The sequence below is a fragment of the Roseinatronobacter monicus genome, from assembly GCF_006716865.1.
Classification (GTDB): domain Bacteria; phylum Pseudomonadota; class Alphaproteobacteria; order Rhodobacterales; family Rhodobacteraceae; genus Roseinatronobacter; species Roseinatronobacter monicus.
On the sequence record NZ_VFPT01000001.1, the window covers coordinates 2,896,085 to 2,915,828 of the forward strand.

The window sequence follows — 19,744 nt, forward strand, 5'->3', positions numbered from 1 at the left end:
GCCATGAGCCTTTTGCCTTACATCGCCGCTCTCGGCCTGCCGCTTGTGCTGGCCGTGTTGCTGACATGGCCGACGATGCGCAGCCTTGTCTGGCGGATCATGCCCTTTGCGCCCTTGCCTGCGCTGGCGCTGGCGTTACTGGGTGACATGCCCATGACCGCACAGGCGGAATGGCTGATCCTTGGCCTGCATCTGGGCCTTGATGACACCTCGCGCCTGTTCGTGATCTTTACCGGTCTGCTTTGGTGCGCGGCAGGCGCAAGTGCGCGCCACTGGATGCGCGACGACCCGCGCGCCACAAGTTTCGGGGTCATGTTTCTGATGGCGCAGCTTGGCAATCTGGGCCTGCTGATGGCGCAGGACGCGCTGAGTTTCTATGCCTTCTTCGCGCTGATGAGTTTTGCCTCTTACGGGTTGGTGCTGCATAACCGCGATGCACAGGCGCAGGGGGCGGCGCGGCTATATATCGGCTTTGTCGTGCTTGGTGAATTGGCGCTGTTTGCTGGGCTGGCGCTGGCCGCGTCACAGGCGGGGTCATTCCTGCTGGCCGATTTGCGTTCGGGGGTGCCCTCGGACATGGCCGTGGCGCTGCTGATCCTGGGCTTCGGTGTCAAGCTGGGGATCATGCCGTTACATTTCTGGCTACCGCCCGCACATGGCGCGGCCCCTGTTCCCGCAAGCGCCGTGCTGTCAGGCGCCATGATCAAGGCGGGGCTGTTTGGCATGATGACCATTTTGCCGCTGGGGGGCGTTGCCTATTCCGACCCCGGCACAGTTGTGATGGCTGCGGGCATGGTCACGATCTTTGCGGCCCTTCTGCTGGGGGTGCAGCAGACCAACCCCAAAACGGTTCTTGGCTATTCCAGCGTCAGCCAGATGGGTATTCTGGCCCTTGGTCTGGGCGCGGGTCTGATGGTGCCAGAAGCATGGGCCGCGATTCTGCCTGTGCTGATATTTCTGGCCGCCCATCATGCGCTGGCCAAGGGGGCGCTGTTTCTGGGCACGGGTGCCTTTGCAGCCCAAACCGGCCTTGCCAGCAAACTTGGTGTCACACTGGCGCTGCTATTTCCGGCATTCATACTGGCGGGAGTGCCTGCAAGTTCCGGGGGCTTGGGAAAAGAGGCGCTGAAAACCGCGCTAGAGGCAGGCTCTCCGGTCTGGTTGCCTTGGTTGAGCGTTGCATTGACCCTTTCTGGAGTTGCAACCGCCCTGCTGATGGCGCGCTATATCGCGATGATCTGGCATAACCCGCCCAAAGCACCCGAAAAAATCACGTCAGAGGGGGTTCTATTGCCCTTTCTGGTGCTGGGTGGAGCGTCGCTGGCCTTGCCTATGGTCTGGGCCGGTCTTGCCCAAACATTGGCCTCACCAATCCTTCAGGCGCCGTCGGGGGCGATTTGGCCAGTAGTGTCTGGCGTGGTGCTTGCTTCTGGTGTGGCGATCTTTGCCCATGCGCAACGCATTGGCGCGGGGGTGTTCCTGTCGCAGCTTGCAGCGCCATTTCAGGCCTTTGGCGCGCGTGCAGATGCCATAGTCGCAGCCAAACGCCGCGCCGCGCGCAGGTTGGGCCATGCCGCGCCAAAAGCCCTTGGCGACACCGCCGCCCGCTGGCGGTTGGGCCAGACCGCCATTGCGGGACTGGTCGTGCTGACCCTTGCGGTTGAACTGCGCACCGCCCTGCCCGCCGGGACAGCCATTTTCCCTGAACAGCAGCAACACCCGATTCCGCTACAAGATCCGACCCTGACACCTGATTTCTGACAAGGAGAGACTGCCATGCGCCATGAGACTGACTTCCCGATTGCCGCCGCCAGCCCATCAGAGCCGACACAGGCGGGTTTCACCTTGCTGCGCTACCGCGTGAGCAATTACCGCTCGGTCGTAGATTCGGGCTGGTTGGACGCCGATAGTGTGACTGCCCTGATCGGTGTCAACGAATCCGGCAAGACAAACCTGTTACTGCCCTTGTGGAAGCTGAACCCCGCAAGCGAGGGCGCGTTGCAGCCGACATCGGACTATCCCAAGGCACTGTTTGCCACGATCCGCAACGCGCCTGAACAGTTCCAGTTCATCACGGCCGAATTTGACACAGGGCGAGAGGCCGCACGACTGGCAGAACTTGCGAAAATCCCGCAGGCACAAGCGCGGCGCGTATCTGTCGCGCGGCTCTATGATGGCAGCTACCATATCAACTTTCCCGACTACAGGCTGGATGAGGATAGCGCGATCGCAACTGCGTTAACGGCACTGCGCCTTGCGCGAACTGATCTGGGCGGTATGGCAACCGACCCGCTATACGACCCGGCCTGCAAACTGGTAGATGATCTGCTGGATGAGCTGGGGCACGCTGCGAATTTGACTGGAAATGACCTGCGTCTGGCACGAAATTGCGTGGCCGCAATGATCCCTGAAGATCCGCCAGCGACCAGCCAGATCATTCCGCTGCTGCGGGCGCTACAGAAAACGCTGGGCCAGCAGATGGCCGCCATGATCGCGCCGGACCCTGCCGCACGGGAAGAAATACGTCAGGCCGTGATAGGCTGTTTACCACGGTTTGTGTATTATTCGAATTACGGCAATCTGGACTCAGAGTCGGATTCAAAACTCTTCGTTGTATTTCAGTTTCTTGCGAGATGCCGCGTTACGCGTCTAATGTGTGCGATGAGGATCCAAGCTTCTGCGCTTGCGATGGATTTCTCCCAGTCTTTCGACAGGCGCCGACATCGGTTCAGCCAAGCAAAGGTGCGCTCGACGACCCACCGTCGTGGCAGCACTTCAAAGCCCTCCGCGGTGTCGGAGCGCTTGACGATCTGGACGGTCCATCGGCCGAGGGCTTTTAGCGCATCCCGTAGCTTGGGCCCTGCATACCCGCCGTCAGCGAATACGTGCCGCAATGACGGGTAGCGTGCGACGATAGCTTTCAACACATCCGGCGCACCATCCCGGTCCTGAATTCCGGCGCTATGGACCACCAGGCTCAGCAGTAATCCTACCGTGTCGGTTACGATGTGGCGCTTGCGGCCCTTGATCCTTTTGCCTGCATCATAGCCGCTAACCCCTCCACTTTCAGTGGTTTTTACGCTCTGGCTATCGATGACCCCGGCTGTTGGCTGGGCTTTACGGCCCTCGGCCAATCGCGCGGCTTCAACCAGCTGGCGGTTCATCTCCTCAAGCAAGCCGTTATCACGCCACGTGTAGAAATAACCCCGCACCGTCGACACCGGCGGAAAGTCGTGGGGCAACATGCGCCACTGGCATCCGGTCGTTGCGATGTAGAGGATCGCGTCGAAGATGTCGCGCAAATCTGTCGTGCGTGGTCTGCCGGTTGTCTTGGGTGGCGGCATCAAAGGCGCTATCAACGACCATTCTGCGTCAGTCATATCGCTTGCGTATCTGCCGCCTTTTCGGTCATGTTGGCGACGGGTGAGTTCGGTCCAGGCCATTGGGGTCTCCGTTCAGCTTCACAACCGAATAGAATCACAACCTGCTGAACTCACTCAACTACTTTTAAATCGGGCTCTCAGAAATCTACCTGCCGCATGTGGTGGACAACATGGGCCGTGCAGACCTTGGCGCGAAGGAAAGCGCGAAAGCCCGCACCCTGCGCGTGCTGTTTGATTTTGTCGGCGTACAGGCGCAAGAAATCCTCGAATTGGGTCGTGATTTCCGCGACATTCGGGACGAGGCAGAGGCGCAGATGATCGCCGAAAAGGGCAAGGCGGGGCTGGTGCGCAGCCTGTGGCATCGCGCGCGGGGACATCAACACCAGCCCGAGCCCGAGCTTCTGGCCCGGATCGCCGAGGCCAAGCGCACACGGTCGATCCTACTGCAATCAGCAGGCACCAAACTGACAGCGAGGTTTGCCGATTGGTGGAAACAGGGCGATTATCGCTTCCGATTTGAGGCGGATGGCAACCATTTCCGCATCTGGGTGGCCGATGCCCGCCGTCCGCAGGAAGTGGAGCTGGAGCATCGCTCGACGGGCCTACAATGGTTTCTGAGTTTCTTTCTGGTCTTTCTGCACGAAGCCGAAGACGCTCATGAGAATTGTATCCTGTTGCTGGATGAACCGGGCCATTCGCTGCATCCATTGGCACAGCGTGACCTGTCTGCGTTTTTTGAAGGTTTGGCGTTGAAGAACCAGATACTGTATACGACGCATTCGCCATTTCTCGTCGACGCAGACCGTCTGGCGCGCGCGCGCAAGGTGTTCGTTGGCAGCGATGGATCAACCCGCGTCAGTGGTGATCTGCTGGAGGCCGAGGGCCGCGACAGCCAGCGCGGCGCAGGTTTTGCAGTGCGCGCCGCGCTCAATCTTGCCGTGGCCGAGGTCAGCATGGGCGGCGCCCCGCCGATATTGGTGCAAAGCCGCGTCGAGCAGACCTATCTAAGCGTTATAAAGACGCTGAGCATTGCCTCTGGTCAGTTCGTCCCACAGCGCGACATTGTCTTCGCTCCCGCCTGTGGTCCCGAAGTGATGCAGGTGATGGCCCGACTGCTCAGCGAAACGCAGGCCCAGCCACCCAAACTGGTGCTCGATGGCTCTACTCGAGGGCGCGCGCTGGCAGCAAGACTGGTCGACAGCAAAACTATGCTTTCTATGAAGGACATTACGGGCTGTCAGGACAGTACAGTGGAAGACCTGTTTCCGGCCATTGAACTCGCAGTTCAGTTGGACCGCGTCGAACGCAGGCCAGAACGGTTATTCGCCGATGCGGTTATCGCGGGCCAGCCTTTTGTCGCGCAGGCGCTGGCATGGGCCCAAACCGAAGGCATAGCCTTACCAGATGACTGGCGGTTCCAGCTGGCAGAACGTGTGCGCCGCAAAATGCTAGATGCAGGGCCAACCCGGCTTGCGGTCGAGACAGGTGCGCAGTGGCTCAAACTACTCGAGAGGCTGGCCAGAGAGTAATGACGAAGCGGTATCATGGCATATGGGCGACCTGTTGATCACAGTTCCGGATCCCGTGGCATTTCGCGCGACGGGATCTGTCTTGACTGTTCGATGCGAGCTGCGCTGTAGAGCCATACCCTCTCAATTCTGATGCCGCACCACTGTATCGTAGCTAGGTATGGTGTGGGGTTCTCTTTCAATCTTAAGCTGACACTTCGGCCTGAATTTCAGGTAAACTCAAAGGCGGTTGGCCGCACCACAGTTGATCGGGCAACGGCCCTGCGCTACTTCACCTGTCATCGGCGGCGTTCAAGAACGCGTGTTGCGCACCGAGCGGCAGCAATGGGCCCGACACGTCGCTGTCGATCCCATCAGCGCAAGAGCGGGACTACCCCAAATTGTTGAGCGACAACCACCTTGGCCGGTAGCGACAACCATCTTGGCCGGTGGCGCTGATCGGAGGGCGGGCTTGCCCGCCTGGAGGTCAGCGCCACCGGCCAAGATGATTTTGGGTTAGGTGCTGGTCGCTGCGGGTTGATAAGCCGGAAGCCTCTACGTTCCAACGGAGGACCCCGGTTGGCCTATCAATCCATCACCGACCAGCAATTGAGATTATACATGACCGACCTCAAAAATCACAGCCAATGCACATCAGCCGCCCGTGCCGGGTTCAGCGAAAGAACCGCTCGGCGATTTGATGCAGATCCAACGCCCCCTTCACAGCGCAAGATTGTTCACGGGCGTACAGTATCCGATCCTCTTGAAGGGTATTGGGAGAATGACATCCTTCCTGTTCTGGAGAACGACAATGCCCTGCAGGCCGTGACGTTGTTGCGTCACCTCCAGGGTCTACATCCTTTGGCTTTTCCAGATGATCGCATCCGCCGAACCCTGGAGCGAAGGGTCCGGCAGTGGCGCGCGCTTAAAGGCCCGGAGCGCGACATCATTTTTCGCCAGACACCAGAGCCAGGCTATATGGCACAGTCCGACTTCACCCATGCAGCCGAGCTGGAAGTGACCATTGCAGGCGCACCATTCCCGCACCTGCTTTATCATTTCGCAATGGTCTATAGCCGCTGGGAACATGTTGGTGTTGTCTTGGGCGGGGAGAGTTTTACGGCCTTGGCCGAGAACCTCCAGCAGGCGTTGTGGGCCTTGGGGGGTGTTCCACAAAACCATCGTACGGATAGTCTTTCAGCCGCATTTCGAAATCTGACGCGTGACGAGTGTGAGGATATTACCAAGCGCTATGAAGCGTTCGTCGGTCATTATGGTATGGATGCCAGTCGCAACAACCGTGGTGAAGCCCATGAGAATGGCGCCGTGGAATCGCAGAACCGTCACTTGAAGAAGGCCATCGCACAGGCACTGATCCTGCGCGGCAGCCGTGATTTTGCATCTGTGGCCGAGTATCGTCGTTTCATTGATATGCTGGTGGCGCGGCGCAATCGACAGCGTATGGAAGCGGTTGAGGTAGAACAGCTGCATCTTAAACCTTTGCCGCCGCGGCGCACCACAGACTATACGGAAGTTATCGTGCCGGTCACAAGAATGGGCGGCTTCAGGGTCAAAAGCATCTTTTACAGCGCGCCGTCACAGCTCATCGGGCAGCGTTTGCGCATCCATCTATATGATGACCGCCTCGACGCATTCTTGGGCAGCACCCTTGTCGCAACGCATCCCCGTGGCCGAGGCCGTAACGATGGCCATCGTGTCCATGTCATCAATTACCACCACGTTATCCATGCCTTGAAGCGCAAACCACAGGCTCTTTGGAGCTCGATCTACCGCGATAGCCTCTTCCCCCGCACCGAATACGCGCAGGCCTGGGAAGTGCTACAGCACAGCCTGCCGCGACGCGACGCCTGCCGCCGCATGGTCGCTCTGCTCTTTATTGCCCACGATCAAGCCTGCGAAGCGGAATTGGCACGTCTTCTTGCTGACGATCTCGGCTCTGGTTTGATACCGGACCCAAAGACGCTCGCGACACAGCTCACCCCTAAACACGCGGTGCTGCCAAAGGATGTTGTGGTTTCTCATCCGTCGCTGGACAGCTTCGATGCGCTGCTGGAGGTACGCGCATGACCTCCCGGGAGATCGACATCCACACGCTGCCCAGCATGCTGAGCGCCCTGCGCTTACCCAGCTTCCACAAGCTATGGCAGGAAATCGCCACACGAGCCGATACCGAAGGCTGGCCGGCTGCGCGCTTCCTGGCCGTGCTGGCCGAATACGAACTCGCCGAGCGGGACATGCGCCGCATGCGCCGTCATCTGAATGAATCCCAGCTCCCAGCTGGAAAGACTTTGGCAACCTTCGATTTCAAAGCTCTGCCTACCTTACCACGCGCCCGGGTCGAAGCTCTGGCTGCGGGAGATTGGTTGGACGGCGGCGCAAACCTGATCGCCATTGGCAACTCCGGCACGGGCAAGACCCACATTCTCTGTGCCATTGGCCATGCCCTGATCGAAGCAGGCCATAGGGTCTTCTATACCCGGACCAGCGATCTTGTCCAAAGACTGCAAGCCGCACGTCGGGATCTGGTGCTCGAAGCAGCTTTGGCCAAGCTCGACAAATTTGACCTGATCATCCTTGATGACATTACCTATGCCCACAAGGATCAGGCCGAAACCGGGGTGCTCTTCGAACTGATTGCCCGGCGATACGAATATCGCAGCATCGCCATCGCGGCCAATCAGCCGTTCAGTGGATGGGATCAAATCTTTCCCGACAAAGCCATGACCGTCGCGGCCATCGACCGACTTGTCCACCATGCCAGCATTCTTGAGATGAATGCGCAAAGCTTTCGCCAAAGAAGCGCTGCGGCCAACATGAAAATGCAAAACGAAGCCTCAGCGACAACCAAAAACGACAACCAAGAAGAAGGAAAAAACCTGACCTAAAGACAGTAAAAAACACAACCCCGGCGGCCGCTATAACCGGCCAAGGTGGTTGTCGGCACCGGACAAGGTGGTTGACGCGCTACACCAAATCATCGTCCTATCCCGCCCACCCGAGAAATAGAGGCAAAGTGGAGAGGCGGACAACTTCCCTGACACATGGGGGCAGCCGCATGACGACGGCGCGGAATTGCAGTTGCGATATTTTCCACAAGGCGCCAGTGGCACCGCAGGCGGTCGGCGGTGTCTTGCGCAAATGTGGCCAGCGCAGCTTCTTCTGCCTGAATCTGTGCGGTGAATCCGTATCAGGTGGCCCAAACCCGAAATGCCACTGAATATTGAATAGAGGTGGCGGACGCAGGCATGCGATGGCGCACAAATAGTGATAATAGTTCGGCACTGGTTCCTTGCCCGGCCAGATCGCCTGACTAACCCATTATAGAACGAGCTTATGTGTCAATTCTTTCAAATAGTCATATGTCCGCATGCGCATTTGATGCAGGGGGTTCTGGGGATTGTGCCATCGCACTTACGCGTTCCCAAACATCTCTCACGATTGGTGAAACCATATCGTTCAAGCGTACAGCGGTAAGGGTCATAGAGATCGACGGCAAGGTTGTGCTCAGATCAACCAATCGACCAACCCTAATATCGGTTCTTGCGAGCGGCTCTGGTATCCAGGCAATCGCGAAGCCTGTGCGTGCAAATTCCAACGCCGCAAGCGTGAGCGCAGTTTCAAGTCGCGGCCGGACACGACCAACACGCGTGAGCCGTGGAAAGAGCACACGACGCTGAACCTGGCCCAAAAATACATCTGCCGGATAGGCGATCACTGGCAGCTCCCCACGCTCATAAGATTGATTAAGGGTTTCCAGATGGTCGCTTGCATAGACGGGGATCAGGGCTTCTGTCCCGATCTGTAATATCTCAAGAAAGTCTGAACCGGGGATTTCCTGCGCGCCGGCCACATCATGAATGAAGGCGATATCGGCGCGCCGTGTCATGATCTGAGCCAAGCAATCGTCGCGATTGGCTGAGCGCAGGCGCGTATCAATGTCGAGATCGGCAAAGTGCCCGATAATCGCCGGGGTCGAGGTTGCAGCAATCGCGTGTTGCGAGGCAATCACGATGCGTCGGCGGTGGGTTCGCTCTGTATCGCGCAAAGCACCGCTCAGGTCACGCAGCCCGGCAGACAGCTCGCGCATTCGTTCAAGCTGATCGTTGACATGTGCCGACAAGCGCGCAGGTCGTGCTGACCTGTCAAATAGCGTTACACCCAACGCCAGTTCTATCTGGCGGATTCTACGTGAGAAGGCGGGCTGCGATACATTTCGTTTCTCACAGGCTGCCTGAAACGAGCCATGCTCTGCCACAGCAAGGATATCGTCGATCCATTCAAGTCGCATTCTACCCCTAACATGCAGTTGGTGCATATTAATGCAAGATATTGGCATTTGAACAAGCGTTAAATCAGTGATCTACATTTTGAATGAACGGAACAGGAATGACATTATGCATCTCGCGCGGTTTCCAAGATACAGACTTGGGCATTTCCCCACCCCATTAGAGCGCCTCGACCGGCTGAGTGCAGAACTTGGCGGGCCGGAAATCTGGATCAAGCGGGATGACTGCACCGGCCTTGCATCCGGCGGCAACAAGACCCGCAAGCTCGAGTTCCTTGTAGCGGATGCGCTGGCCAAAGGCGCGGATACTCTGGTCACGCAAGGTGCTACGCAATCCAACCATGTGCGCCAAACTGCAGCCGCTGCATGCCGTGCCGGGATGGAATGCCATGCGCTGCTGGAGCGGCGCGTTACAAACCAGGGCGCCGACTATGAAGCTGCGGGAAACGTGCTGCTTGATGTGATGATGGAGTGCAGTTTCGATTTCCGCCCTGAAGGTCTGGACATGAACGCAGAAGCCGAAGCGCTTGCCTCAACACTGCGCGAAAAAGGGCGCAAGCCCTATGTAATCCCCGGTGGCGGGTCTAATCCAGTGGGTGCTTTGGGATATGCTGCTTGCGCAGAGGAACTGGTCGGACAGGCAGATGCCGCCGGTCTGCGGATTGACCATATCGTCCATGCAACCGGAAGCGCTGGAACGCAGGCAGGCCTTCTGGCGGGCCTTTTTGCGATGAACGCACCCATCCCCGTCACCGGATATTCTGTGCGTGCGCCACGCGAAAAGCAGATCGACAATGTCCATGCATTGGCCATGCGCACGGCAGACCTGATAGGCGCGCGTGGTGCCCTGCCACGGGATATGGTGGTCGCGCATGATGAACAGGTTGGGGCCGGATATGGCCAGCCAACCGAAGAAATGGTCGATGCGATGCTTCTTTTGGCGCGTCTGGAAGGCATTCTTCTGGACCCGGTTTATTCAGGCAAAGGCTTTGCGGGGCTTGTCGCCATGATCCGCGCGGGCGCCTTCAAGAAAACCGATCGTGTGGTGTTCCTGCATACTGGCGGATCTATTGCACTGTTTGCCTATGGGCACCTTTTCAACAATCAGAAGGCTGCCTAAGCGGTCCGATAGCTGAAAGTTCAACAACGGAGACCAACATGTCATCACCAACCAAGCTGCTTGTATTCTCTCTGGCCGGCGCTCTTTTGGCCAGCACGGCCTTGGCCGAGACTATCCGCCTGTCAACCTATGTCAATGAAACCGACATCCGCTATCAAGGCTTTGTCAAGTTTGCAGAGCTTGTGGACGAGAAATCCGAAGGTCGTATCACGGTTGACATTTTTCCGTCCTCAACGCTGCATGGCTGGTCAGACGGGGTTGATGCCATTCAGGGCGGTGTGGCTGACATAAGCTGGATTTCAGCAGATACGCGCCTGCCCTGCTACCGCGTAACGTCGCTGTATCCGGCGGCGATTGATCTGGAAGATCAAATCGGACTTGACGCTGCCTATGCCGAAATGATCGCGCCAGAGGCCGCAGAAGTCGGTTTGATCCCGATCATTAACTCGAATTACTCATATGATCAGGAATGGTGGTTTCAGGGCCCGGTCGACAGTCTGAGTAACCTTGATGGAATGCTCGTCCGCTCCATTGGACCGTTGGTCAGCATGATGATCGAAACATGGGGTGGCCAGCCCGTTTTTATCGCACCGGGGGAGGTATTCCAGTCTGCCGAGCGCGGTGTAGTCAACGGCATCAATATGGGTGTGGCAACCTATAGTTCATGGCAGTTGTGGAATGTTATGCCTTACATGGTGAATGCCAGCCTGTTCTACGGCAACATCCAATACATGATGAACCTTGATCGCTTCAACAGCCTGTCTGAAGAAGATCAGACAGCGCTTCTGGAAGCTGGCGCCGAAACCGAAGCATGGCTTCAGCCGCTTTATGAGGACTGGATTGATGGACAGGTCGGCAACGCAGTCATGAAGGGCGGCGGCGCGGCTGTTTCGATTTCAGCGGATGAGCGCAATGCCATGATTTCCGATATCGCCGCGCAATGGACCGAAGAAGTTGATGCCGCCTGCGGACCAGATCTGGCCAACCAAATCCGGGCGCTGTTTGCACAGCACAAGCTCTGAGGCATAGTCCCCATTACGGTCGGCAACTCACACCAGCACAGAGGTTCTCATGCTCAAACTGATTGATAGAGCGGCGAAAACTGTTGAATGGCTGGTTGTGGGGCTGGCAGCACTTGGCGCGCTCATCATCGTCGTCCAGATGCTGTGGATCAGCTATGGTGTCTTCATGCGCTATGCCATCGGCCGGCCCGACCGCATGGTGACAGAGGCAACAGCTTTGCTGCTGTTTCCGGTAGCACTGCTTGGGCTGGCCTATGCGATGCGCGAAGATTCCTATCCGCGCGTGACGCTGCTGACAGATGCGCTGAAACCGGGGCTGCAAAAACTCATCCTGCTGTTTAACGGGCTGATCATGCTTCTGATCGGTATCTTCTTCTCGATCACCACGGTTAACGCGACGATCCGCGCCTTCAATTCAGGGTCTTCGTCCGAGATACTTAACTGGCCGCGATACCTTTTCTGGGGTGTCGCGGCAGCGTCGTTAACAGTTTTCACCCTCTATGCCTCGCTGCGGCTCGTGCAGATTGCCTTGCGCCCAGCCCCGGTCGCTGAACCTTCACCAGAAAAGGATTCGCCCGATGGAATGGTATGAGGTCGCACTTGGTCTGATGGGCCTTTTGATCCTGCTGATCGCACTCGGCTTGCCGATCCCGTTCGCACTGGCCGCCGCATCACTGCCCTTCCTGTGGCAAATTCAGACCTTCAACACCTCGCTGGTTTCCGCACAGCTCAAGCTCTGGGGGGTGTGGATCAACTACATACTTCTGGCCGTGCCGCTATTTGTGTTTCTGGGCGAATTGATCAGCCGCTCGAATATCGGCGCGAACCTTTATATGTTCTTGCATCGCGGCGTGCCCGTCCGCGGATCTGCGGCCTATGGGTCTATCGGGGCCTGTGCGGGTTTTGGGGCGGTGTCCGGGTCATCCATGGTCGGCTCGCTGACAATCGGCGGCGTGGCACTGCCTGAAATGCTGCGGCTGGGCTATGATCGAAGGCTGGCCAGTGGTGTTCTGGCGGCAGGCGGTACGCTGTCTGTGCTATTGCCCCCCAGTCTGATCCTGCTGTTTTACGGCATCGTGACAGACCAGTCCATTGGGCAGCTTTTCATGGCCGGTGTCATACCGGGCTTGATGCTGGCGTCGCTTTTCGTGATCGTGGTTCTGATCTGGGCGCGCCTGCATCCGTCGCATGTGCCCGACCGCGACACAGGCCCGCGCTTGCGACTGCTCCAGATCGCTGTCTCGCTTGGACCGATCATCGTGATTGGTGGCGTGATCACTGTGTCGATCTATGGCGGCATCGCCACCCCTACAGAGGCCGCTGCGATTGCCGCACTGGTGACAGTCGCACTGGCCGTTGGTGTGGGTGGCTTGCGTTGGCGGGGGTTCGTCGAGGCACTGATGGCAACCATGCGCACGATGGGATATCTTGGCCTGCTACTTTCGGCAGGCGTGCTTTTTGGATTTGTGTTGAACTATTACCGTGTGCCGCAGCAATTCACCGCGCTGTTTCTGACATTCGAACTGTCACCCTATATGGTGCTGGCGCTGGTGATCCTGTTCTACATCGCGCTTGGCATGTTTCTGGAACCCGTTTCGATGACCTTCATCACACTGCCCGTGATCATCCCCTTGATCCTTGCGGCTGGGTTTGACCTGATCTGGTTCGGGATCATTTATACAATCACCATGGAGATTGCAGTTTTGACGCCCCCTGTCGGCTTAAACCTGTATGTGATTTCGGGCATCAGCCGGGGCAAGGTATCGGTGCCGGATGTAATAGTCGGCTCGCTTCCCTTTATAGGCGCGTTGGTCATTCTTGTTGGGGTGATGATCGTATTCCCGCAAGCCGCCCTGTGGCTGCCCCAGCAGGTGCGCTGAGACATGGCCCTGCCTTATCTGCGCGCCGGGTCTGGAAAGCCACTTGTGCTGGTACATGGCTATCTCGGTGGAAGCGCCCAATGGCAGGGCCAGCTTGCCGCATTCGCCCAAACGCATGATGTGATTGCCCCGGACCTGCCGGGCTTTGGGCAGGCTACTGCCCTGCCGGGGCCCGCGCGTATTGAAGATTTTGCATCGGCAGTGATGCAGTGTATCGACGGGCTGGCGGTTGGCAGCTTCGCTTTGCTCGGACACAGCATGGGCGGCATGATCGCGCAGGAAATCGCCGCGCAGTCTCGGGATCGGATTGATGCTTTGGTGCTCTATGGCACGGGGCCACTGGGGCTAATGCCAGACCGATTCGAGCCGATCGAGACCTCGTTGGCGCGGCTGGAGGCGGAGGGCGTTCCGAAAACCGCTGACAGGATCAGCGCCACATGGTTTCGGGACGGAGCGGCGGCTACAGGTTATACTAAGACGCGCGACATTGCGCGGCTGGCCCATCCGCAGGCTGCACGACATGCGCTGTTGGCCATGCGTGACTGGGACGGGCGCGAGGCGCTCACGGGCTTTGATATGCCATGCCGAATTCTTTGGGGCGATCAGGACCGGTCGTACCGCTGGCCGCAGGTCCATGCCTTGTGGAACGGCGCCCCCGGTGCTGAACTGGCGGTCATTCCTGGCGCAAGCCATGCCGCGCACATGGAAAAACCCGACCTCTTCAACGCACTGGTGCAAGATTTCTTGCGCTCGGCGTGAACCTGCTGTGCTGCAATCCGGCGTAACCACTTGCTCTTGCATAAATCGTTCACAGCTTTGCCCTTTGGAACTGTGGGGGTTATTCTTTTTGGGAAAGGTTTATGCCACGCAATCCGGCATGGGCGCAATTTCGGCAGCCAGATCGGAATGACAACCTATCAGAGAGCACTGTTTGTCGCGATGCGGTACGCGGGCGCGCTGGCTGCGCAGCCGTTCGCTGGACAAGCGCGTCGGCCAAGAATGTAATCATCTTACTCGATTAGCAGGTTGAAAGTGCCGATTGCTATTTTGACGCGTCACGGTCTTTGTCGAGGAAGCTTCGCAATATTTCCAGATCAGGAAGCAATCGCGCTACGTGCTCGGGGGGGACGGCGCCAGCAATCCGCTTCAAATCTGGCGCAACTGAGTCGATTGCATCCTGCCGGAATTTTCGTCCGGCATCTGTGATGTGAACCAGTTTCGACCGGCCATCCTTCGGGTTCTTGCGTATATCAATCAGACCCTCACGCTCCAGAACGGCAAGTGAATGGGTCATCGATGTCTTGGGCACCTGAAACGCCTTGGCAATGGCAACGGGTGTGCGGCCATCTCCGACCCGGACCAGATGGTTTAACACAGAAAACTGCGCCAGCACGAAGCCCGGCGGCAACCGGGCTTCCATCATGTTGCGCGACAACTGCTCGATGATCCCAATCTCATTGAAGAGCCGGAAATAGTCGAGCATTGCGTTCTCAGACATTCATGATCCTGCTTTCCAAGGGCCAACGCGGGCTTTTGCCAATTTCTGGACCATAGCCGATGCGCGCCAACATTTGAACCGTGCCCCCGTCAGGTGCAAGGCGTTCCTGCACTTGACGGAAGGGTCCGGCCATTTCGGAGAATTCCTGCAATGCCTGGCTCAGAGGGTGAAACCCAAGGCCATTCGCTGTTGCCGCAATGTTTACGCGCAGCCAGTCCGCCCCCGTGGCAATCTGCGTTTCACGGCTATTGTCATCCGTGACCAGCCAGACATGTCCCATTGCGGTATCGGTACTGGCAAGAATCACATCGAGACCTGATTTGTAGGCGAAACTCGTCGGGTCCGAGGCCGCTTCGCGTGTGAATTGCCGGGTCATACGAAGCGACTCGAACAGCGGCCCGGTGAAATCTATGCCATCAGGATTGGCATCTACTTCATGCCGCCCGATGCGGAATAGATCGACACTCTCCTGATAGGTGTGGGGTGTCTCGACCTCGATCCGCAGGGCTTCGCGCGTCAGCGCCCGCAGCTCACCAACCTCTGATGGCTCCACGGTACCACCGAACCGCGCGCCCTTGCGCAGCACGGCCCCAAGTTCCGACAGCACTGCGGGCGCTACAGGGCGGTTCACATCAAACGGTTCCTTGTTTGACCGCCGAGCAGGCACCAGCGCGAACAAAGGATCACGCTCGACTGCCGGATCAGCTGTAAATGTGATGCGGGCAACCGGTCGTTGGTCCAGCCCTGTAGCGCTGCTGCCTCGCGGGAAGAGTTCCGTAGCGGCGCGATACCCATCTTCGGCGGCAGCCATGCGCAACAGTTCCAGAAAACACCCAAGACCGATGGTGATCTGGCGATTGAACGGGTCCGTGTAAGGCAGCATCCGGTTGCGATCTGCGTGCAGCGCAATCACCCCATCCTCGGAGAGATCAGCCAACCATGGCTGGCGGTTATGAGGGTTTGGGGCGAGCAAGGCCCAAGACAGCGCACGCATGCGCGGATCATTATAGGTGCCCGCCCGCTCCCAAGGAAGGTAGGCCGTTTGCGGGGTGCGTGTGGCTGCATACCCGAAGGCACTACCGGCTGCCAGAACAGCCCCACCGCCAACGAGGAAGATCATTTTCCGTCGTGTCAAGTTCATCGCCAGCTCCTTTAGTTCGATGTCGCATCAAGTAGTACGTTGTCGCACAATATGCAAGATCCTCATTTCAACCGACCCGTTGCACAAACAAATGCTTTGGGAACGACTGCTTTGACCAGCGCGAACGGTCGGTTCGTGCAAACCGCGCTGCGGCTGCCGCCAGAGCAGAGCGGCAGCAAAGGGCCGCGCATGTCGTTGGCACAGTCCATCTGCGCAACGGGCGGGGTACCTGCGTCACTTCTGTTCAAGGCAGACGCGGAAGGAACGATCATCGGGGCGCTGCGTTAGACTGTCAGATCGAAAAGGCTACCTGAATGCGCAGTGGTCTTGATCGCGCGCGCTCTGACTTCGTTGCTGAGGTCTTTGCAACGCGCGCCATTCGCCAAAACTCGGACAATAAGGAAAAGTGACCATGAAAATTCTGATGGTGCTGACATCTCACGATCAATTGGGCGACACGGGCAAGAAAACGGGCTTCTGGCTCGAAGAATTCGCAGCCCCCTATTATGTGTTCAAGGATGCCGGAGCAGACATAGTGCTCGCTTCACCAAAGGGCGGTCAGCCGCCGCTGGACCCCGGTAGCGACACGGATGATGCGCAGACCGAAGCAACCGAGCGCTTCAAGGCAGATGCGAACGCAAAAAGCCTGCTCGCTCAGACAAAGGTTCTGTCAACCATCAACGCAGAAGGCTTTGACGCCATCTTTTATCCGGGCGGCCATGGCCCGCTTTGGGATCTGGCCGAAGACCGCGACAGCATACGGCTGATTGAAGAGTTTACCCATAGCGCCCGACCTGTTGGGGCAGTTTGCCATGCGCCTGCTGTTTTCAAGCACCCCAAAGGCGCTGACGGCAGCCCGCTGGTATCGGGCAAGACAGTTACCCGCTTCACAAACTCTGAGGAGGAGGGTGTCGGGCTGACCGAGGTGGTGCCGTTTCTGGTCGAGGACATGCTGAAGGCAAACGGCGGGAAATATGAGAAAGGTGCTGACTGGGGGGCATTCGTCGCCGTGGATGGCAAGCTTGTAACGGGCCAAAACCCAGCTTCATCGGAAGAAGCAGCGCGCAAGCTGCTGGCATTATTATAAATTCAGGTTTCGGGTCGCGCATTTCGATGCGGTCACTGCCAGCGCAAGGGGCGAAAGATTGAGCGTGAATGCGCCACTCAACCGGGATTAACAACGCAGCTATAATCATGGCTGCGCTAACGCAGAGCGGTCGAGATACGAATTGGGCGAAACGCCTTGGTGTCACGCTGAATTCGTATCAACACCGAACTGCGCCGTTTTGACCCTGAAGCGTATCTCGCCTATACCTCAGCCCACAGCGGGATGCCGTGCGCGTCATTGTGCAATCAAACGATCATCTGCCGAGGCCCGATGAAATCAGCGTCAGAAACGATCCGAACCCTGTTGGGCGATGTTGGCGTTGTTTTTCGCGTGTCAGCCGCGATCGTTGTGTTTTTTGTCGCGGCGGCTGCTTTCGCGCCTGAAACGGTGGGTGGCGCGGCGCAAGGCATCTTGCAGGTGACTGCGGCCAATCTTGGCTGGATGTATCTTCTTGTCATCACAGTCTTTGTCGGCTTCGTGCTGTATCTGGGACTGTCGAAATTCGGCACCATCCGTCTGGGTGCGGAAGATGAGCCTGCGGAGTTTTCCTATTCCAGTTGGCTGGCGATGATCTTTTCGGCGGGTATGGGCGTGGGGCTGGTGTTCTGGGGTGTGGCCGAGCCCATGATGCATTTCAACGAGCCACCTATGGGCAGCGGCCTGCCGCGCACGACCGATGCGGCGCAAACCGGGATGACCTATGCCTTCTTCCACTGGGGGCTGCATCAATGGGCGAATTTCGCCCTTGTGGGGCTTGCCATCGCCTATGTGCGGTTTCGCCATCACAGCTTCGGGCTGATCAGTGAAACGCTCAGGCCGCTTTTAGGGGACAGGGTGGATCGCGGCTGGGGCAAGGCGATTGATATCCTGACAGTCGTGTCCACTGTGTTTGGTGTGGCGACGACGTTGGGCCTTGGGGCGTTGCAGATCAACAGCGGCGTATCGCGCCTGACAGACATCCCTTTTGGGTTTCCTGCTCAATTCGCTATTCTTGCGGGGATTGGTGGCTTGTTCATCCTCTCGGCGATGACATCGCTGGATAAGGGCCTGCGGCTGCTGAGCAATCTCAACATGGTGCTGGCGGGTCTGCTTCTGATCATCGTGCTGGCCTTTGGCCCCACGGCCTTCATCTTTGGTGTGATGACCCAGACGCTGGGCGAGTATCTGGGCAATGTCGTGCAGATGAGCCTTGTGACCACGCCGTTCTCCAATGCGCGCTGGGTCGAGCAATGGACCATGTTCTATTGGGCCTGGGGGCTAAGCTGGGCGCCCTTCGTGGGCAGTTTTATCGCACGCATCTCGCGCGGGCGGACCATCCGTGAATTCGTGCTGGGCGTGATGATCGTGCCCGTGGCGCTGAGTATGCTGTGGTTTTCGGTCTTTGGCGGGGCATCAATTCACTTTGAAATCTTCGACAATGCGGGCATTGCCGATGCGGTTGCCGCAGAAGTGCCTTCTGGCCTGTTCGTGATGCTGGAGCAACTTCCCTTTAGCGGGGTGCTGACAGCGGTGGCCATTGTTCTGGTCTGCCTGTTCCTGATCACCTCGGCGGATGCAGCAACCTTTGTGCTAGGCATGTTCACGTCAAAAGGGGTGCTCAATCCGACGACCGCCCTGCGCGTGCTCTGGGCAGGGCTGCAGCTGATGATGGTTGTGGTGCTGCTGCTGACAGGCGGGCTGGAGAGTTTGCAGACCGTTTCGATCATTGCGGCATTCCCGTTCATGCTGCTGATGATCCTGATTGCAGTCTCGCTCTATCGGGATCTGTCGCAAGAGTTGGCGATGAAGGCGGAAACCGACCGACTTCTGGCAATGCGCATCGAACGCCTGCTTCTGCGCGAGGATGAGCATGAAGCCGCAAGGCAAGCCGACGAAGAGGTCCATCCAAACGCACCCGAGATGCCGCCAGCCGGTGATGCTCCAGAGGTCGTGGACGCCGATATCACTGAGAAGGAATAAGGATACAGCATTCGAGCTATGCTCGGAGCGACATTGACTGATGCACGCGCAAATAATGTCTCACTCTTAGCGCTGGCAAAATGCACGAATTGCCGCGGCGAGCATGGGTGGCCGCTTTCAAGAATGCCGCGTTGTCCCCCCAAAGGCAGAAGAGGGCCGGCCGGTTGCCGTACCCGCATCCTTGCCTTACGCGGGACATCAATGGTTGAACGGCTGTGTGGGCTTATTCTGTTGAAAAACTCGCATCTTCGCCCAAGCATGTCTGTGGATAAAAACATCTTCCCGCGAAGGCAGCATTATGTAAACAAGTTTTGATAACTCGCCCGAATTGAAAACGGTGTTCCATGTTTTGGAGTCAACTCTCGCTCTGCGGATTTTTCAACAGAATAGGCTCGTTGCGTCGCTGTTGAAAAACAAGGAGGCCCGCGCATAGCGCGGACCAAGTCATTCAACGGACAGCCGGCAGCACTCTACCGGGGCTTGCCCGGCGCGCGCCGCTAGTGACGATATTTTCTATTTTGAGGGCTGCCCAACATCCCTGCGGATGCCGGTCAATCGGCAAGCGCTTCCCGAGAGGCGGTGACGGCACAAGGCCGATTCTTTAGTTTTAAACCCATAAGGCCCACGATCTGAATGCGGCTGAACCGAAAGCCAGACATGCTAAAATACGCCACGAGGCAATTTCGTGACGCAAAACGAAATTTTTCTTGGTGTTCACATTTGTGAAATGGCGCGCCCGAAAGGATTCGAACCTCTGACCCCCAGATTCGTAGTCTGGTGCTCTATCCAGCTGAGCTACGGGCGCGTTGGGGGCGACAT

Annotated in this window: 16 protein-coding genes and 1 tRNA gene; 12 read left to right on the top strand and 5 right to left on the bottom strand. The window is 57.9% G+C overall.

Annotated features, from left to right (window positions below):
* Positions 1-3 precede the first annotated feature (3 nt).
* Positions 4-1,761: a complex I subunit 5 family protein gene (locus BD293_RS13790; protein ID WP_170207148.1), complete on the top strand. Its 1,758-nt coding sequence runs from the start codon at positions 4-6 to the stop codon at positions 1,759-1,761.
* An 857-nt stretch (positions 1,762-2,618) separates the two neighbouring features.
* Here the strand turns inward: BD293_RS13790 and BD293_RS13795 are convergent.
* Positions 2,619-3,443, bottom strand: coding sequence for an IS5 family transposase (locus BD293_RS13795; RefSeq protein ID WP_142079963.1), 825 nt, complete (start codon positions 3,441-3,443; stop codon positions 2,619-2,621).
* Between the two features lie 110 nt (positions 3,444-3,553).
* On the opposite strand from BD293_RS13795, the gene BD293_RS13800 reads away from it, so the two are divergent.
* The 3 genes from BD293_RS13800 to istB all read left to right on the top strand — a co-directional run bounded on the left by BD293_RS13800 (position 3,554) and on the right by istB (position 7,797).
* Positions 3,554-4,912: an ATP-dependent nuclease gene (locus tag BD293_RS13800; protein ID WP_142082611.1), complete on the top strand. Its 1,359-nt coding sequence runs from the start codon at positions 3,554-3,556 to the stop codon at positions 4,910-4,912.
* A gap of 558 nt (positions 4,913-5,470) precedes the next feature.
* A complete protein-coding gene (gene istA, locus BD293_RS13805; protein ID WP_425467918.1) occupies positions 5,471-6,979 on the top strand; it encodes an IS21 family transposase in 1,509 nt (502 codons plus the stop codon).
* A gap of 35 nt (positions 6,980-7,014) precedes the next feature.
* Entirely contained in the window at positions 7,015-7,797 is a 783-nt protein-coding gene (gene istB, locus BD293_RS13810; RefSeq protein ID WP_246086342.1) for an IS21-like element helper ATPase IstB, read from the top strand.
* A 470-nt stretch (positions 7,798-8,267) separates the two neighbouring features.
* Here the strand turns inward: istB and BD293_RS13815 are convergent, their stop codons facing one another.
* Complete coding sequence (locus BD293_RS13815) at positions 8,268-9,200, bottom strand: LysR family transcriptional regulator (RefSeq protein ID WP_170207149.1); 933 nt, start codon at positions 9,198-9,200, stop codon at positions 8,268-8,270.
* 106 nt (positions 9,201-9,306) lie between these two features.
* Here BD293_RS13815 and cuyA point away from each other — a divergent pair, with 106 nt between their 5' ends.
* The 5 genes from cuyA to BD293_RS13840 are packed head-to-tail and all read left to right on the top strand — an operon-like array spanning position 9,307 to position 13,978.
* Entirely contained in the window at positions 9,307-10,317 is a 1,011-nt protein-coding gene (gene cuyA, locus BD293_RS13820; protein WP_142082614.1) for a D-cysteate sulfo-lyase, read from the top strand.
* A gap of 38 nt (positions 10,318-10,355) precedes the next feature.
* Entirely contained in the window at positions 10,356-11,339 is a 984-nt protein-coding gene (gene dctP, locus BD293_RS13825) for a TRAP transporter substrate-binding protein DctP (RefSeq protein ID WP_142082615.1), read from the top strand.
* Positions 11,340-11,388: 49 nt separating this feature from the next.
* Positions 11,389-11,931, top strand: a complete 543-nt coding sequence (locus BD293_RS13830) for a TRAP transporter small permease (RefSeq protein WP_142082617.1) — start codon at positions 11,389-11,391, stop codon at positions 11,929-11,931.
* Complete coding sequence (locus BD293_RS13835; RefSeq protein ID WP_142082619.1) at positions 11,918-13,219, top strand: TRAP transporter large permease; 1,302 nt, start codon at positions 11,918-11,920, stop codon at positions 13,217-13,219. Before BD293_RS13830 ends, BD293_RS13835 begins: the two co-directional genes overlap by 14 nt.
* Before the next feature lie 3 nt (positions 13,220-13,222).
* A complete protein-coding gene (locus tag BD293_RS13840) occupies positions 13,223-13,978 on the top strand; it encodes an alpha/beta fold hydrolase (RefSeq protein WP_142082621.1) in 756 nt (251 codons plus the stop codon).
* A 283-nt stretch (positions 13,979-14,261) separates the two neighbouring features.
* Here BD293_RS13840 and BD293_RS13850 read toward each other — a convergent pair whose 3' ends face one another.
* Positions 14,262-14,717: a MarR family winged helix-turn-helix transcriptional regulator gene (locus BD293_RS13850; protein WP_142082623.1), complete on the bottom strand. Its 456-nt coding sequence runs from the start codon at positions 14,715-14,717 to the stop codon at positions 14,262-14,264.
* Positions 14,710-15,858, bottom strand: coding sequence for an Acg family FMN-binding oxidoreductase (locus BD293_RS13855; protein ID WP_246086306.1), 1,149 nt, complete (start codon positions 15,856-15,858; stop codon positions 14,710-14,712). The genes BD293_RS13850 and BD293_RS13855 overlap by 8 nt, the downstream gene beginning before the upstream one ends.
* A gap of 111 nt (positions 15,859-15,969) precedes the next feature.
* On the opposite strand from BD293_RS13855, the gene BD293_RS22740 reads away from it, so the two are divergent.
* The 3 genes from BD293_RS22740 (at position 15,970) to BD293_RS13865 (ending at position 18,925) form a co-directional block, all read left to right on the top strand.
* Positions 15,970-16,146, top strand: coding sequence for a hypothetical protein (locus BD293_RS22740; RefSeq protein ID WP_170207150.1), 177 nt, complete (start codon positions 15,970-15,972; stop codon positions 16,144-16,146).
* Between the two features lie 124 nt (positions 16,147-16,270).
* Positions 16,271-16,945: a type 1 glutamine amidotransferase domain-containing protein gene (locus BD293_RS13860; RefSeq protein WP_142082624.1), complete on the top strand. Its 675-nt coding sequence runs from the start codon at positions 16,271-16,273 to the stop codon at positions 16,943-16,945.
* A gap of 291 nt (positions 16,946-17,236) precedes the next feature.
* Complete coding sequence (locus BD293_RS13865; protein ID WP_142082625.1) at positions 17,237-18,925, top strand: BCCT family transporter; 1,689 nt, start codon at positions 17,237-17,239, stop codon at positions 18,923-18,925.
* Between the two features lie 728 nt (positions 18,926-19,653).
* On the opposite strand, the gene BD293_RS13870 is transcribed toward BD293_RS13865, so the two are convergent.
* A tRNA-Arg gene (locus tag BD293_RS13870) sits at positions 19,654-19,730 on the bottom strand.
* Positions 19,731-19,744: the final 14 nt, after the last annotated feature.